General features: G+C 65.6%; 12 protein-coding genes. 6 read left to right on the forward strand and 6 right to left on the reverse strand.

Annotated features, from left to right (window positions below; translation table 11 throughout):
• Positions 1-245 precede the first annotated feature (245 nt).
• A complete protein-coding gene (locus AC066S_RS00420) occupies positions 246-2,039 on the forward strand; it encodes a potassium/proton antiporter (protein ID WP_126261032.1) in 1,794 nt (597 codons plus the stop codon).
• A gap of 135 nt (positions 2,040-2,174) precedes the next feature.
• Here AC066S_RS00420 and modC read toward each other — a convergent pair whose 3' ends face one another.
• The 4 genes from modC to mepA form a co-directional block, all read right to left on the reverse strand.
• A complete protein-coding gene (modC, locus tag AC066S_RS00425) occupies positions 2,175-2,837 on the reverse strand; it encodes a molybdenum ABC transporter ATP-binding protein (RefSeq protein WP_126261033.1) in 663 nt (220 codons plus the stop codon).
• A gap of 2 nt (positions 2,838-2,839) precedes the next feature.
• Positions 2,840-3,535 (reverse strand): molybdate ABC transporter permease subunit, encoded by a 696-nt coding sequence (gene modB / locus AC066S_RS00430; RefSeq protein ID WP_126261034.1) that lies wholly within the window; start codon positions 3,533-3,535, stop codon positions 2,840-2,842.
• A 13-nt stretch (positions 3,536-3,548) separates the two neighbouring features.
• A complete protein-coding gene (gene modA / locus AC066S_RS00435; protein WP_126261035.1) occupies positions 3,549-4,334 on the reverse strand; it encodes a molybdate ABC transporter substrate-binding protein in 786 nt (261 codons plus the stop codon).
• A gap of 353 nt (positions 4,335-4,687) precedes the next feature.
• The gene (gene mepA / locus AC066S_RS00440; RefSeq protein WP_126261036.1) at positions 4,688-5,632 is read right to left on the reverse strand and encodes a penicillin-insensitive murein endopeptidase; all 945 of its coding nucleotides are present in this window, start codon (positions 5,630-5,632) and stop codon (positions 4,688-4,690) included.
• Positions 5,633-6,093: 461 nt separating this feature from the next.
• On the opposite strand from mepA, the gene AC066S_RS00445 reads away from it, so the two are divergent.
• Both AC066S_RS00445 and AC066S_RS00450 read left to right on the forward strand, forming a co-directional pair.
• Positions 6,094-8,256, forward strand: a complete 2,163-nt coding sequence (locus AC066S_RS00445; protein ID WP_478268665.1) for an EAL domain-containing protein — start codon at positions 6,094-6,096, stop codon at positions 8,254-8,256.
• Positions 8,257-8,602: 346 nt separating this feature from the next.
• On the forward strand, positions 8,603-9,184 hold the full coding sequence (locus tag AC066S_RS00450; protein WP_205680541.1) for a DUF1349 domain-containing protein: 582 nt from the start codon (positions 8,603-8,605) through the stop codon (positions 9,182-9,184).
• A 131-nt stretch (positions 9,185-9,315) separates the two neighbouring features.
• On the opposite strand, the gene AC066S_RS00455 is transcribed toward AC066S_RS00450, so the two are convergent.
• Entirely contained in the window at positions 9,316-10,536 is a 1,221-nt protein-coding gene (locus tag AC066S_RS00455; protein ID WP_126261039.1) for an MFS transporter, read from the reverse strand.
• A gap of 207 nt (positions 10,537-10,743) precedes the next feature.
• Here AC066S_RS00455 and AC066S_RS00460 point away from each other — a divergent pair, with 207 nt between their 5' ends.
• From AC066S_RS00460 to AC066S_RS00470, 3 genes are all read left to right on the forward strand, one after another.
• Complete coding sequence (locus tag AC066S_RS00460; protein WP_478268666.1) at positions 10,744-12,027, forward strand: serine hydrolase domain-containing protein; 1,284 nt, start codon at positions 10,744-10,746, stop codon at positions 12,025-12,027.
• 186 nt (positions 12,028-12,213) lie between these two features.
• The gene (locus AC066S_RS00465) at positions 12,214-13,176 is read left to right on the forward strand and encodes a tetratricopeptide repeat protein (protein WP_126261040.1); all 963 of its coding nucleotides are present in this window, start codon (positions 12,214-12,216) and stop codon (positions 13,174-13,176) included.
• A gap of 384 nt (positions 13,177-13,560) precedes the next feature.
• On the forward strand, positions 13,561-13,974 hold the full coding sequence (locus tag AC066S_RS00470; RefSeq protein WP_135170509.1) for an SRPBCC family protein: 414 nt from the start codon (positions 13,561-13,563) through the stop codon (positions 13,972-13,974).
• 226 nt (positions 13,975-14,200) lie between these two features.
• Here AC066S_RS00470 and lepA read toward each other — a convergent pair whose 3' ends face one another.
• Positions 14,201-16,012: a translation elongation factor 4 gene (gene lepA / locus AC066S_RS00475; RefSeq protein ID WP_126261042.1), complete on the reverse strand. Its 1,812-nt coding sequence runs from the start codon at positions 16,010-16,012 to the stop codon at positions 14,201-14,203.
• Between the last annotated feature and the right edge of the window lie 56 nt (positions 16,013-16,068).

Consider the following 16,068-nt stretch of genomic DNA (forward strand, 5'->3'; position numbering starts at 1 on the left):
GATATATGTTTGGGTAAATCCGTTGGTCGCGGCGCGCTTCGCCTCTCCCCGTGTGCGGGGAGAGGCCGAAATTCGAGCGCAGCTTGAATCTCGGGTGAGGGGGACTCTCCGCGAGTCTCACTGTCACCGTCCCCGCGGAGGCTCCCCCCTCACCCCACCCTCTCCCCGCAAGCGGGGCGAGGGAGCGCCGGGCCAGTGGCCCCATACTGAACTCGCTCATTACTTGGAGTAACCCGCAGCACCGCATGGCCTCTCTCGACTCCGTCAGCCTCGCCATATTGCTCGGCGCCGTCCTCGTCATGGCCGGCATCCTGTCGAGCCTGCTTGCGCTCCGCTTCGGCGCGCCCCTGCTGCTGGTCTTCCTTGCGGTCGGCATGCTCGCCGGCGATTCCGGTCCCGGCCAGCTCCAGTTCGACGACGTCCGCACCACCTATCTGGTCGGCTCGGTGGCGCTGGCCCTGATCCTGTTCGATGGCGGCCTCAGGACACGCTTTGCCAGCATCCGCACCGTGCTCGCGCCGTCCGTGGTGCTCGCGACCGCCGGCGTGCTGCTGACCGCGCTGATCACGGCGCCGTTCGCCAAATTCGCGCTCGACCTCAACTGGACGGAATCGCTGCTGGTCGGCGCCGTGGTGGCCTCGACCGATGCGGCCGCGGTGTTCCTGCTGGTGCACACCCAGGGCCTGCGCCTGCGCCCGCGCGTCGGCGCGACGCTGGAGGCGGAATCCGGCACCAACGACCCCTTCGCGATCTTCCTCACCTTGATGCTGGTCGAGTACATCTCGGTCGGGTCGAGCTCGGCCGGCCACGTGCTGATGGAATTCGTGCAGGAGGCGGTGCTGGGCGCCGTCGTCGGCTTCATCGGCGGACGTCTCGTCGTCATCGCGCTCAACCAGGTGGCGCTGCCGCAGGGCCTGCATGCGCCCTTCGTGACCACGGCCGCGCTGGTGATCTTCGGCGGCGCGCAGATGATGCATGCTTCCGGCTTCCTCGCGGTCTATCTCGCCGGCATCATCATCGGCAACCGGCCGACGCGCGCGCATAACCAGGTCGTGGCCTTCCTCGATGCCGCGACCTGGCTGGCGCAGATCGTGATGTTCGTGCTGCTCGGCCTCTTGGTCTCGCCGAGCAGGTTGGGGGCCAGCGTGCTGCCGGCGGTCGCCGTCGCGCTCGTGCTGATGCTGGTGGCGCGGCCGATCGCCGTCTTCGTCTGCCTTGCGCCGTTCCGCTTCAACTGGCGCGAAAAGATCTTCATCGCCTGGACCGGCCTGCGCGGTGCGGTCGCGATCTTCCTGGCGTCGATCCCGATGCTGGTCGGCCTGTCCAAGGCCTATCTCTATTTCGACGTCGCCTTCGTCGTCGTCATCATCTCGCTGCTGCTGCAGGGCTGGACCCTGGCGCCGGCCGCGCGCAAGCTTCACGTGGCGCTGCCGCGCGCCGACCGCGGTCCGCGGCGTGTCGAATTGGATCTGCCCGGCCAGCTCGAGCAGCAGCTGGTCGGCTATCCGGTGCGGCCCAAGAGCCTGTATTTCCGCCGCGGCCTGATCCCGTCCTGGTCCAAGCCGACGCTGGTGATCCGCAACGAGAACATCCTGACGCCGCTGGAGGCCGACCCGATCGCGCCCGGCGACTACATCTATCTGCTGGCGCCGCCGGAAAAGGCCGAATCGCTCGACCGCTTCTTCGTCGACATGCAGCCGAGCTCGGCGCCGGATCCGCATCTGCTCGGCGACTTCATGGTCTCCGGCGAGCACACCCTCGCCGAGCTCGCCGAGATCTACGGCGTCAGGATCGGCGCGGACGAGGGCAAGCTGACCCTTGCCGACTATTTCGACGTTCATCTCGACCACGCGCCGAAGGAGGGCGCCGAGCTCGCCCTAGACGAGATCGTGCTGGTCGCGCGCAGCATCTCCGGCGGCCGCGTCAACGTCGTCGGCTTGCGCCTGCCGGAAGATGACGAAACGCCGCCGCCGCTGACCCGCGCGCAGGCGCTGCGGAAGAAGCTTTCGGATGTGTGGGCCTCGGTGGCGGGGGTTTAGCGACGCTCTCGTGTCCCGGACGCGCTGCAACGCGTAAGCGTTGCTGCGCAGAGCCGGGACCCATGGCGCGGTGTGGGCCCCGGCTCTGCGACGCATCACTGCGTGCTGCGTCGCGTCCGGGGCACGAAACTCTCCTCACGCCAGCATCTTCACCCCGCCGAAACTCGTCACCCGGCCCTGTTTCAGCATCACGATCTGCGTGGCGAGCTGGCGCAGCTCGGCGGCGTCGTGACTGACATAGACCATCGGCACATTGGCCTCGTCGCGCAGCCGCACCAGATAGGGCAGGATCTCGAGCTTGCGGCCCTCGTCGAGCGCGCCGAGCGGCTCGTCGAGCAGCAAGAGCCGCGGTCGTGACAGCAGCGCGCGCCCGAGCGCGACGCGCTGACGCTCGCCGCCGGAGAGTTTTCCGGGACGACGATCGAGCAGGGCGCCGATATCGAGCAGGTCGATGACGCGCTTGTGCTGGGCCGGATCTGGCGCAAGGCCGTTCATGCGCCGGCCATAATCGAGATTCTGCGCTACGTTGAGGTGCGGGAATAGCCGAGCGTCCTGAAACACGTAGCCGATGCGGCGGCGCCAGCTCGGCACGTGGATGCCGGCCGCAATGTCGTCCACGGTCTCGCCGTCGATCACGATGGTGCCGCGGTCGGGCCGCAACAGGCCTGCGATCATGTTGACCAGCGAGGTCTTGCCGGCGCCCGACGCGCCGAACAGGCCGATGACGCGGCCCTCGCTGGTGAAGGACGCCTGAAGCGAGAACTCGCCGAGCTTCTTTTCGACATCGACGCGCAGCATGGTCAATTCCCGTGCAGCCGCGCGGTGGCGCGGCGGGCGAACCATTCGGCTGCTATCAGCGCACCCAGCGCCAGCACGATCGAGACGATCACGAGCCGGCCGGCCGCGGCATCGCCGTCAGGCGTCTGGATCAGCGAGTAGATCGCCGACGAAATCGTCTGGGTCTCGCCGGGAATGTTGGAGACGAAGGTGATGGTCGCGCCGAACTCGCCGATTGCCTTGGCGAAGCCGAGCACCATGCCGGCGAGCACGCCGGGCAGCGCCAGCGGCAGCGTCACGGTGAAGAACACTTTCCATGGGGCGGCGCCGAGCGTTTCGGCAGCCTGCTCCAGCCGCCGATCGATCGCCTCGATCGACAGCCGCATCGGGCGCACCAGCAGCGGAAACGCCATCACGCCGCAGGCGAGCGCCGCGCCGGTCCAGCGGAACGAGAACACGATACCGAGATAGTCGGCGAGGAAGCCGCCGACGAGGCCGCGCCGGCCAAAGGTGAGGAGCAGCAGATAGCCGGTGACGACAGGCGGCAGCACCAGAGGCAGATGCACGACCGCGTCGAGCACCGATTTGCCCCAGAAATCCCTGCGCGCCAGCAGCCATGCCAGCGCGATGCCGAACGGCGTCGCGACCAGCGTGGCAATGGTCGCGACCCTGAGCGAGAGCAGGATCGCGGTCCATTCGGCGGGAGAGATCTCGAACATCAAGTGCTGAATATCAGATTGTCGGGCTGACCAGGAACTTGAAGCCGTATTTTTCCAGGATGGTCTTGGCGCCCGAGGAGCGCAGGAAGGCGAGATAGTCGCTGGTCCCGGCCTTCGCGATTGTGGTCGCGGCAACCGGATAGATGATCGCGGGGTGCGAGTCCGCCGGGAAGGTGCCGACGATCTTGACGCCGGGCTCGACCTTGGCGTCGGTGGAATAGACGATGCCGAGATTGGCCTCGCCGCGCGCGACCAGCGTCAGCGCCGCGCGCACGCTCTCGGCCATCGCGAATTTCGCTTCGGCGGCCTGCCAGGCGCCGAGCTTCTCGAGCGCCGCCTTGGCATATTTGCCTGCCGGCACCGACTTGACGTCGCCGGTCGCGATCCTGCCGTCGCCGGCGAGCTTGGCGAGATCGAAGCCCTGGGTAATCGCGACGTTGTCGATCTTGGAATCCTTCGGCGCGATCAGCACGATGCTGTTGCCGAGCAGATTGACCCTGGAAGCCTCGTCGATGGTCTTCCTGGCGATCGCGTAGTCCATCCAGTCGGTGTCGGCCGAGACGAACACGTCCGCCGGCGCGCCCTGCTCGATCTGCCGGGCGAGCACCGAGCTCGCGGCATAGCTGACCGAGAACCTGATTCCGGTCTTGGCCGTGTAGGCTGCATTGACCTCGTCGAGCGCATTCTTCATCGACGCGGCGGCGAACACGGTGATGGTTTTGTCCTCGGCGGCGGCCGGCGAAAGGGGGGCGGTGGCAAGGATCACGAAGGCGGTGAGAAGTCCGGACAGACGAAACATGGATGCGCTCCGTGCGAGCTCGCGCGCGCAGGCGGCGCACGCAAATCTGGCGTTGGGTGGGTCAGATGCGACGGGCGGACGCGCCGTTCCACGGCTCCCCGGTGGCTTACGGCCAGCGTGGGATATCGCAGCCGCGAAGATAGCAGGCCAGGTCGGAAGGTCAAACCTGGTGCGTCATCCCGGGGCGCGCGTAGCGCGAGCCCGGGATCCATAGCCACAGGATTGTGTTTGGCGAAGACTCGGCGTTGCCACTTCGTCCGACGACCACTCCCTGGGGCTCTGGGTCCCGGATCTGCGCGCGCTTGGGGCGCGCTTGTCCGGGACGACGGCGATGGGTGAGGGGACAGCGCACCCTACGGCTTCGCATCGCCCGCGTGCAGCACCGCCTTGCACGCCGCCGGCATCTGCGCCAGCGTCATCGGCGGCTTCGGTTTTGGCGGCTCCGGCGGCGGCTTGGGGTGCAGCACTGCGTCGGAGAACCAATAGGCGAGATCGGCGGGCTTGCAGCCTTCGTCCTCGGCCTGCGACGGCTGGCCCTCGCACTCCTCGGCACCTGCCGGGCAGCGCATGCGGATGTGGAAATGGTAGTCGTGGCCCCACCAGGGGCGGATCTTCGCCAGCCACGCGCGGTCGCCCTTGGCCTCGCGGCACAGCGCCTTCTTGATCGCGGCGTTGACGAAGATGCGCTGCACCGCCGGCTCGCGCGCCGCATCGCGCAGCACCAGGACATGGCCGGGCGTGAACACGCGGGGGTCGATGTCGAGCCGGTCCTGACGCACCATCATCACCGCCGACATGTCTTCGCGCTCCTCGCGCGAGAGGCGGCGGTCCGGCATCGGCGTCAGCCAGATGTCGGCGTCGAGACCGATCTGGTGGCTGGCATGGCCCGACAGCGCCGGGCCGCCGCGCGGCTGCGCGATGTCGCCGACCAGGATGCCCGGCCATCCCGCGTCCTTGTGCGCCCTGGCCGCAAGCCGCTTGATCAGGCTGATCATCTCGGGGTGGCCATAGCTGCGATTGCGCGACAGCCGCATCACCTGCCAATGATCGCCGTTGAGCGGCATCTGCTCCGCGCCGCCGATGCAGCCCTTGGTGTAGGAGCCGATGACATGGGCCGGCCCCTTCGACGGCAATAGCTTTCGCGCGAACAGCTCCTTGGCGGCCAGATCTGGGTCGTTCGGATTGGCGAGCGGCGGCAGCGGCTTCGGATTCATACTGCCCTTGTCCTGGGCCAGCGCGCCGCCGGCGGCCAGGGGGACGAACCAAAGCAGGAGGAGGATGATGCCGCGGCGACTCATGCAGACGTCCTTATAGCCCAATGCGGCATCAGGGGTAAGAATGAGGCTGGAGCCGGCTGCCGGCTCGCCGCTGCGCGCTAAATCGTGCCTCGAGCCGCGTTTCTTAAGGGTGCAATAACCCTATCCTGCATTGACCAAAATTCGTGCGCGGCGCGAGGAAAACCCGCGGCTCGCATGCAATCGCGCGTGATTTCGGAACTGATTCAAGCGCGCGCGCAATTTTGCATCAGGCCGATCGTTGATTGCGGCTCCAGACACAATGTGACGGCGCCTGCCGCCATAGCCGCGCCGCGCAAACAGGCAGCAAGGTCCGCCTCGCGCGGACCGCGGCCGGGCAAGATTACTTTTTTTTCAGACACTTGCCCCAAGACTTTTCCTCTCAAGACTTGCGCGGGCGGGCGCGACGGGAACGGGTGAAGTTGGGTTTGAAGTCTCGAAAAGCAAAAAAACGAAAGCAAGGCGTGCTTGCCCGGTCCGGCCGATCGCCGCGCAAGCCGCGCTTCGCGTGCGCATCGCGAGCCCTGTCCGAACGCGATGAAGTCTTGCGCAGTCGCGCCGAGACGGAAGCCGCGATCGCGGACGCGCGCAAATCCCATGAGCGGCTGCGCCAGGCCATCGACATCCTGCCGCAAGGCATCGTGTTCCTCGATGCCGAAGGCCGCTACGTCCTCTGGAACAAGAAGTACGCCGAGATCTACAGCAAGACCGCCGATCTGTTCGAGGAAGGCGCCCGTCTCGAAGACACGCTGCGCATCGGCGTTGCCCGCGGCGACTACCCGGAGGCCGTGGGCCAGGAGGAAGCGTGGATCGCCGAGCGTCTGCAAAAGCTCTATCAGCCCGGCGCGCGCCACGAGCAGAAGCTGTCGGACGGCCGCGTCATCCTGATCGACGAGCGCTTGACCGATGACGGCGGCGTGGTCGGCCTGCGCGTCGACATCACCGAGCTGAAGCAGCGCGAAGCCTCGTTCCGCCTGCTGTTCGACGGCAATCCCGTCCCGATGATCGTCTGCGCGCTGGACGACGAGCGTATCCTCGGCGTCAACGATGCCGCGGTCGCGCATTACGGTTACAGCCGTGCCGAGTTCGAGCGATTGACGATCCGCTCCCTGCAGGCCTTCGACAGCGAGCCGCCCTGGACCGCCGACCGTTCCAGCGAGGAGCAGGCCGGCCGCACCTGGAAGCACGTCAAGGCCGACGGCGCGCTGATCGACCTTGCGATCTATTTCCGCGAATTGACCTATGCCGACCGGCCCGCGGTGCTGCTTGCGCTGATGGACATCACCGAACGCAAGCGCGCCGAGGCGCGGCTCGCCTTCATGGCCCAGCATGACGCGCTGACCGGCCTGCCCAACCGCGCCCTGCTGCGCCAGCAGACCGACGAGATGCTGCTGCACACGCGGCGCAGCCCCGAGAAGGTCGCGCTGCTGATGCTGGGGCTCGACAATTTCAAGGCAGTCAACGACACGCTCGGACACGCGGTCGGCGACAAGCTGTTGCGCGGCGTCGCCAAGCGGCTGCGCTCGACGCTTCGCGAGGAAGACGCGCTGGCGAGACTCAACTCGGACGAGTTCGCGATTGCGCAGAGCGGGCTGATGCGGCCCGAGGACGCGGTGGGGCTGGCAAAGCGCCTGCTCGAGGCCATCGCCGATCCCTATCTGCTCGACGGTCATTCCGTGGTGATCGGCGCCTCGATCGGCATCGCGATGGCGCCGGGCGACGGCGATGATTCCGAGAAGCTGCTCAAGAGCGCCGACATGGCGCTGTCGCGCGCCAAGCAGGATGCACGTGGCAGCTTCGCCTTCTTCGAGGCCGCGCTGGATGCGAAAGCGCAGAGCCGCCGTAAGATCGAGGTCGAGCTGCGCGACGCGATCCAGAACGACGTGCTGCGTCCGTATTATCAGCCGCTGATCGACCTCCAGAGCGGCCGCATCACCGGCTTCGAAGCGCTGGTGCGCTGGCCGCATGCCGAGCGCGGCATGGTCTCGCCGGCCGAGTTCATTCCGGTCGCCGAGGACACCGGCCTGATCAATCCGCTCGGCGGGTTGATGCTGCGCCGGGCCTGCCTCGATGCCGCGGCCTGGCCGGACGACGTCCTTATCGCCGTCAATCTGTCGCCGCTCCAGTTCCGCGGCGGCAATCTGCTCTCGATGGTGACCGAAGCACTCAAGGCGTCCGGCTTGCCGCCGCGGCGGCTCGAGCTCGAGATCACCGAGACGCTGCTCCTGGAAAAGAGCGCGCAGGTGCTGGCGACGCTGCATGCCTTGCGCGCGTTGGGCGTGCGCATCTCGATGGACGATTTCGGCACCGGCTATTCCAGCCTCAGCTATCTGCGCAGCTTCCCCTTCGACAAGATCAAGATCGACCAGTCCTTCGTTCGCGATTTAGGGGCCAACCGCGAGGCGCAGGCCATCATCCGCTCCATCGTCAGTCTCGGCAAAGGCTTGGGCGTCACCATCACCGCCGAAGGCGTCGAGACCGAAGCCGAGCTGAGCTGCCTGCGCGCGGAAGGCTGCCACGAAGGCCAGGGCTTTCTGTTCAGCAAGGCCCGGCCCAATATCGAGATCGTCAGCCTGCTCGCCGCACAGCGCGGCATCGACGGCGATGACGCCGCGCTGGTGGCGTGAGGGGCGGTCGCCGCTTGGCGATGCCGATGTAAAGGGACGCGCTGCTTTCTCCATCGTCGCAACACGAGGCCGAAACTCGAAGTCCGACTAAGGGGCGGCCTCATGACGCCGGCTTGCTAACACAAAGCGGAAATCTGCCGCCCGACGGCGCTCGGCGGCTTGTGCCTATCAGCTGACCTGCACTGAGATGTCGTTAAGAGCCGCCTTCGACAATGGCGGACCTGAGGTCGGCCAGCCGAGTTGTGCTCCAGGAGAAAGTGTCCCACCCATGTGCCGAGTACAAAATTCTTTCTCTACGCGCTTGGTTGTGGACAAGGGGGCGTCCGGTTCAGAGGGAGCACTACGAATGTTTGGTAAGTCTGACGGCACTTGGTTGAACGAGCCGAAAACATGGTCCGAAAAGGAAAACCTCCTTGAACTAATAACAGACCAGGCCACTGACTTTTGGCGCGAGACACACTACGGCTTTATCCGCGATAGCGGACATTTCCTCGGTTTTGAGACGGGAGATGCGTTCACGGCCGAACTTCGCATCCGAGCTGATTTTAGGGCGCTCTACGATCAAGCGGGCCTGATGGTGCGTATAGACGAACGTCGCTGGCTTAAGGCGGGGATCGAGTTTTCGGACGGGCGCGCCATGCTTTCGAGCGTGCTGACTGCGGGGCAATCGGACTGGGCAACAGCCCACTATGAGCACGACGCCAGTGACTTCCGATTACGTGTCACGGTTGCGCATGGTGTGCTTCGTTTGCAGGCATCGACCGATGGAAAGATGTGGCCTCTCATGCGGCTCGCGCCATTCGCGGAGAGTTCTTCCTATCTCGTTGGACCTATGGCTTGCACGCCGGAGCGGTCGGGATTAGCGGTCGCCTTTTCGGAGTTTCGGCTGGTGCCGCCGCTTGGCAAGGAGCTTCATGATCTTGAATGAGGAGCACAAGCGAAAGCGAGTCGACGTCCGCTAGCCAGGCAAACTGGCGATGTCCGGTGTTGTGAACAGACACGGGTCCTACTCGGCGCGGGCTGACCGGGTTTACGACCACACGCCCTCGCTCGTCGAAATCAGGCCGCGGCGCGGCCAAGGTCGAGCGATGGTCTGCGCTTGGTCGGGAAGCTCAGTGCCACGGCGACGGCGGCAAGGCCGATCGCGAACGAGCCGGCGTGCAGCCAGGTGTAGCGCTGGAAATTGTCGAACACGAGCCCGCCGGCCCAGGGTCCGAGCGCCATGCCGAGGCTGGCGAAGGCCGATACCGCGCCGAACACCGTGCCCATGATGCGGGCGCCGAAGAACTCGCGCACCAGCACCGCATAGAGCGGCATCACCCCGCCATAGGCGAGGCCGAACACCACCGAGAGCGCGTAGAATTCGCCGAGCTGCGCCACCGCAAGATAGCTCGCGATGCACATCGCCTGCACGAGGAGCCCGCCGACCAGCACGGGCTTTGCACCGATGCGGTCGGCCAGCGCGCCGAGCAGCAGGCGGCCGCCGAGGCCTGAGACGCCGGCGACGCTGTAGACCGTCACCGCCGTGAGCGGAGCGATGCCACACACCATTGCGTACGACACCATGTGGAAGATCGGGCCGGAATGCGCGGCGCAGCAGGCGAAATGCGCTGCCGCCAGCGCGATGAATTGCGGCGTGCGCAACGCCTGCGCCGCGGTCAGCTCGACCTCCGGCGCAGCGTCTGCATTCGCGGTGCCTGCCGCTGCCGGCGCCGGACGCACCAGGAAGCAGGCGGGGATCAGCAGCGCCCAGGCTGCACAGCCGATCACCAGCATGGCGGTGCGCCAGTCATAGGTCGTGATGAGCCAGCTCGCGAACGGCGCGATCGTCACCGGCGACACGCCCATGCCGGCCGAGACCAGCGCTACCGCAAGGCTGCGGTTCTTCTCGATCCAGGCGCTCGCCAGCGCCATCATCGGTGCATAGAAGCTGCCGGCGGCAATGCCGATCAGCACGCCGAAGCAGAGCTGGAACTGCCACAGGCTCGTCGCCTGGCTTGCGGTGACGAGGCCGAGCCCCAGCAGCAGGCTTCCCGCGAGCACCACGATGCGGGTGCCGAACCGGTCCGACAGCGCGCCCCACAGGAACGCGGCAAATCCCATGAAGAGGAAATCCAGCGTCGCCGCCGCCGACACCCCGGCGCGCGACCAGCCCATGGCGTCCGAGATCGGCTGCAGGAACACCGCCAGCGACAGCATCGTGCCGAACCCGACACACGTCATCAGCGCGCCCGCGGCGACCACGACCCAGCCATAGTCGAAGCGTGACGGCTTGCTCATGCGTTTCCTTGGCGCTGTTGGTTTTGTTGACGGTGCGCGCGGAGATGGTGGCCCAGATGCCGACGGAGGGCAAGGCGCGTTGGGCGTATACTGACACCGTCCAGTCCTGATGATAGCATCCCCTCGTCACCGGCCTGCTTTGTTGTTCTCACAGACGCACCACCAAGAACGCGTGAGGAGGCAAGTTCAATGACATGGGGAGCGCTCTTGGGGCCGCACGGTTGCCGCAGGCTTGTCTTACCGGTCATTGTCGCCGCGGCGATCTCGGCACCTCTCGCATACGCGCAGGACGGCCAAAACTCTGCCCGCGAGCCGGGGCCGGTGTTTTCGGATAGCGGCCCGGATGCCGAGCTCTACGGCGCGGCTGAGGGCTATCCAGTCGGCACGCGCGGGGCTGCCCCGCAGCTTGACAAGCTGGTCGGGGTCTACAGCCATTTCGACGAGCTCTACAAGTCGCGCGCGATAGGTCGCGCGACGGTGCCGTGGCAATTCAAGCGCGCGCCAGAGCCGTCGATTGCCTATCATTTCGATAACCAGCGGCTCAGCATCGCGGACTACCTCAAGCGCAACCCGGTGACGGGCCTCTTGATCGCCCGGGACGACACCATCCTGTACGAGCACTATCAATATGCGCGGACCGACCACCATCGCTTTGTCTCGCAGTCCATGGCGAAGACGCTGGTGGCCATGCTGGTCGGGATCGCGGTCTCGGAGGGGCGGATCAAGTCGATCGACGACCCCGTCTCAACCTACGTTCCCGGCCTTGCAGGAACGGAATATGGAAACACATCCATCCGCGCCCTGCTGAACATGTCTTCGGGCGTCGAGTTCTCGGAAGTCTATGACGGCAAGGACGACATCGCCCGGCTTGGGCGGGCCCTGTTCGTCGACGAGCCGAAGGACCCCGCTGCCGTCGTCGCGCAATTCAATACCCGAACCGCACCGCCGGGGACCAGATGGCATTATGCCAGCGTTGAAACGGAAATCCTCGGCCTGGTCCTGCGCGCCGCCACGGGCACGCCGCTTGCCGACTATCTCCACGACCGGATCTGGGATCCCATCGGCACCGAAGCGAATGCCTCATGGGCGATCGACGGCAGCGGGCAAGAGATCGCCTTTTGCTGCTTCAACGCGACCTTGCGCGACTATGCGCGCCTGGCCCGGTTGCTCGCACATGACGGTGCCTGGGAAGGCCGTCAATTGATCCCCCGGCAATGGCTGCTCGATGCCACGACCGTCAGGCCAGAGGATGGTCATCTCGCGCCGCACGTGGCCACACGCTATTTCGGCTACGGCTATCAGGTGTGGCTCCTCCCTGGCGAGCAGCGCAGATTTGCCCTGCTGGGCATCCGCGGTCAGGTCATCCTGGTCGATCCGGCTTCCAAGCTCGTCATGGTGCACACCGCCGTTCGCCAAAAGCCGTCCGAGCCGGGCGCCCTCAGGGAGCCGCTCGCGCTGTGGTTTGCCGTGCTGCAACAGCTCGGGCAATGATGAACTGATGACGCCTGCCAATGGCATACAGCCGCGCTGGCGCGGCCGGTCGGGTCCGTCTTCTGGCCGGTATTCGCCGGCCAGTCGGTGATGGGGGGCCGCAAGCCGCGGCTGCATTGAACCTGTCCGGCTTCCGGGAGCACCAACGGCGCGTAAGTCCCGATAGCCGCGACGAGGGAAGGCGCGATGAGGACCCTAAAAGCATCAATCTGCGCTGCAGTTGCTGCGCTTGCCTTGAGCCTGTCGTTCGGCGCGCCATCCCATGCCGAACATGACGAGGCGGGCACCCTCACGCTGCAGATGAAGCAACTCTATCGGGCCGGCAAATACACCGAAGCGCTGCCATTGGCTCAGAAATCCCTGACTCTGCGCGAGAAGGAGTTCGGCCCTGACGATGCGGCCCTCGCGATGCCGCTGAACGACCTCGGCACGATCCACTACAACCTCGGCCAATACGCGGTTGCGGAGCCGCTCTACAAGCGCGCGCTGGCGATCCGGGAGCGGACACTCGGTCCGGATCATCCGGAACTTGCGATGGTGCTGAACAACCTCGGCGATCTCTACCGCGCGGAACAGCGTTACGCGGAAGCGGAGCCGCTGCTCAAGCGGTCGATCGCCATCAGCGAGAAGTCGCTCGGCCCCAATGACCCGTCGATCGTGCTGGCGTTGAGCAACCTCGGCGCGGTCTACAGCAACCAGGGCCGGTACGACCGGGCCGAGCCGCTGTTCAAGCGAGGGCTGGCCGTTCTCGAGAAAGCGCGCGGCCCGGACGATCCCGAAGCCACGGTGCTGATGAGCAACCTCGCCGATGCCTATATCCATCGGCGCCGCTATGCCGAGGCCGAGCGGCTGCTGAAGCGCGCGATGGCGGTGACCGAGAAGGCGTTCGGGCCCGACCATCCGGATGTCGCGCAGGCACTGAACAATCTGGCCGCGCTCTACGGACGGCAGGGACGTAACGCCGAAGCCGAGCGCCTGTACAAGCGGTCGGTGGCGGCCATGGAGAAGTCGCTTGGTCCCGACCATCCGGACCTCGCCTATGTTCTGCAGAACCTTGCAGCTCTCTACAAGGACCAGGGACGCTACGCCGATGCCCAGCAGGTCCTGAAGCGGTCGATGGCCATCCGAGCCAAGACCAGGCCGATCTGAAGAGCCGCGCTGGTGGTAGAGCGATTTGTTCGGCGCAGCCCGAAGAGCGAAGTTGGACGCGAAACCCAGCGAGCTTCATCTTCATGTCGGATCGTCAGGGAGCATCGCTAGATACTACGTCCGCCCGTCAGCTTTCGCAGGGCGGGCAAGGCACCGAGCGCCGTGCCTGCCATTCTTCCCGAGAGCACACAGGGTGGGCACGCTTCGCTTCGCCTCCGATACGACTTTTCTATTTTTTTAGCGCATTGACGCCGGACCATGTCGGCATGGGTCGGGCTCGATCGTCCTTGGGTGGACACGTCCCGGACGTGCAGGAGATCGACCCGGCACACCTGACGTGATTTCGTCGATTCGAACCGTCAAATTCGCACTGGAGCAATGCCCATGAGGATCACCGTCGAAACCAGCGTCGCAGCCCCCATCGATCAGGTCTGGCAGGCCTATACGACGCCTGCCGACATCGTGAAGTGGAATGCGGCGTCCGACGACTGGCACACGACCAAGGCGACGGTCGACCTGCGGGAAGGTGGCGCCTTCTCGTCGCGGATGGAAGCCAAGGACGGCAGCATGGGCTTCGACTTCGCCGGCACCTACACCAGGATCGTGGAACACAAGCGGATCGAATATGCGTTCGGCGACCGCAAGGCCGAGGTCGAGTTCGTGCCCGCGGCGAACGGCATTGTCGTCCGCGTCGTGTTCGATGGCGAAACGACGCACTCGGTCGAGCAGCAGCGGGGTGGCTGGCAGGCGATCCTCGACAATTTCGCACGGTACGTCGAGGCGAAGCGGAAGCTGTGATCGATCAGGAACAGGCGCGCTGACGGACGCCTGCATCAAACCCGCTGCGATGCTGCCATCATCCCCCTGTTTTGTTTTGCCCGACCGAGCAAACGGATTTCGTGAAATCGAACAAGCGCAATGCCGCCAAGGGGGCGGCTACTGTGCATGGGGTTGTTTTCGCGTTTTTTGTTGTCCGGCCCCGGGATCCGGGCCGGCCCCTGCCTCGTGGCGCAGGAAGGCCCCCTCAGCTGTCCACCTTCAGCGCCGCGATGAAGGCTTCCTGCGGGATGTCGACCTTGCCGAACTGCCGCATCTTCTTCTTGCCTTCCTTCTGCTTCTCCAGAAGTTTGCGCTTACGCGTGATGTCGCCGCCGTAGCATTTCGCGGTGACGTCCTTGCGCAGCGCGCGCACCGTCTCGCGGGCGATCACCTTGCCGCCGATCGCCGCCTGGATCGGGATCTGGAACATGTGCGGCGGGATCAGCTCCTTCATCTTCTCGACCATGGCGCGGCCGCGGCCCTCGGCGCGGGTGCGGTGCACCAGCATGGAGAGCGCATCGACCGGCTCGGCATTGACCAGGATCTGCATCTTGACGAGATCGGCCGGCTTGTAGTCGGTGAGATGATAGTCGAACGAGGCGTAGCCCTTGGAAACCGATTTCAGGCGGTCGTAGAAGTCGAACACGACCTCGTTGAGCGGCAGATCGTATTTCACCATGGCGCGGGAGCCGACGTAAGTCAGCTCCTTCTGCGCGCCGCGGCGGTCCTGGCACAGCTTCAGCACGCTGCCGAGATATTCGTCCGGGGTGAGGATGGTCGCCTCGATCCAGGGCTCGTCGATCTCGGCGATCTTGACCACGTCGGGCATGTCGACGGGATTGTGGATCTCGATCTCCTGGCCGTCGGTGAGCTTCATCTTGTAGATGACGCTCGGCGCGGTCGCGATCAGATTGAGGTCGAACTCGCGCGACAGCCGCTCCTGGATGATCTCGAGGTGCAGAAGTCCGAGGAAGCCGCAGCGGAAGCCGAAGCCGAGCGCGGCCGAGGTCTCCATCTCGAAGGAGAAGCTGGCGTCGTTGAGCCGCAGCTTGCCCATCGCCGCACGCAGCGTCTCGAAATCGTCGGCATCGACCGGGAACAGGCCGCAGAACACGACCGGGATCGCCGGCTTGAAGCCCGGCAGCATTTCCGTAACAGGCTTCCTGTCGTCGGTGATGGTGTCGCCGACGCGGGTGTCGGCGACTTCCTTGATCGCGGCGGTGATGAAGCCGATCTCGCCGGGGCCGAGCTCGTCGACCTGCTGCATCTTCGGCGTGAAGAAGCCGACGCGCTCGACGTCGTAGGCCGCGCCCGTGCCCATCATGCGCACGCGGCTGCCCTTCTTCATGACGCCGTCGACGACGCGGATCAGAACGACGACGCCGAGATAGACGTCGTACCAGCTGTCGACCAGCAGCGCCTTCAGCGTGGCGTCGCGGTCGCCCTTCGGCGGCGGCAGGCGGGTGACGATGGCCTCCAGCACGTCGGGGACGCCGAGGCCGGTCTTGGCCGAGATCATCACCGCGTCGGAGGCGTCGATGCCGATGACGTCCTCGATCTGCTGCTTGATCTTCTCGGGCTCGGCGGCGGGAAGGTCGACCTTGTTCAGGACCGGGACGATCTCGTGATTGTTGTCGAGCGCCTGGTAGACATTGGCGAGCGTCTGCGCCTCGACGCCCTGGCTGGCGTCGACCACCAGCAGGGAACCCTCGCAGGCCGCCAGCGACCGCGAGACTTCGTAGGCGAAGTCGACATGGCCGGGCGTGTCCATCAGGTTGAAGATGTAGTCCTTGCCGTCCTTGGCGCGGTACGACAGGCGCACCGTCTGCGCCTTGATGGTGATGCCGCGCTCGCGCTCGATATCCATGGAATCGAGCACCTGCTCCTTGCCCGCCATTTCGCGGTCGGAGAGGCCGCCGGTCATCTGGATCAGGCGGTCGGCCAGCGTCGACTTGCCATGGTCGATATGGGCGACGATGGAGAAATTGCGGATGTTGGAAATGGGGACGGTCGTCATGGGCGCGGGATACCACTCACATCCCCGTGCGGCAACCATATTGCTGTAATTTCAGG

It is taken from the genome of Bradyrhizobium sp. CFUWI (assembly GCF_056429085.1).

Excerpts from the sequence above, each read along its gene's own strand:
- AC066S_RS00420 (WP_126261032.1), top strand. The coding sequence starts at position 246 with ATGGCCTCTCTCGACTCCGTCAGCCTCGCCATATTGCTCGGCGCCGTC.
- modC (WP_126261033.1), bottom strand. The coding sequence starts at position 2,837 with ATGCTGCGCGTCGATGTCGAAAAGAAGCTCGGCGAGTTCTCGCTTCAG.
- modB (WP_126261034.1), bottom strand. The coding sequence starts at position 3,535 with ATGTTCGAGATCTCTCCCGCCGAATGGACCGCGATCCTGCTCTCGCTC.
- modA (WP_126261035.1), bottom strand. The coding sequence starts at position 4,334 with ATGTTTCGTCTGTCCGGACTTCTCACCGCCTTCGTGATCCTTGCCACC.
- mepA (WP_126261036.1), bottom strand. The coding sequence starts at position 5,632 with ATGAGTCGCCGCGGCATCATCCTCCTCCTGCTTTGGTTCGTCCCCCTG.
- AC066S_RS00450 (WP_205680541.1), top strand. The coding sequence starts at position 8,603 with ATGTTTGGTAAGTCTGACGGCACTTGGTTGAACGAGCCGAAAACATGG.
- AC066S_RS00455 (WP_126261039.1), bottom strand. The coding sequence starts at position 10,536 with ATGAGCAAGCCGTCACGCTTCGACTATGGCTGGGTCGTGGTCGCCGCG.
- AC066S_RS00465 (WP_126261040.1), top strand. The coding sequence starts at position 12,214 with ATGAGGACCCTAAAAGCATCAATCTGCGCTGCAGTTGCTGCGCTTGCC.
- AC066S_RS00470 (WP_135170509.1), top strand. The coding sequence starts at position 13,561 with ATGAGGATCACCGTCGAAACCAGCGTCGCAGCCCCCATCGATCAGGTC.
- lepA (WP_126261042.1), bottom strand. The coding sequence starts at position 16,012 with ATGACGACCGTCCCCATTTCCAACATCCGCAATTTCTCCATCGTCGCC.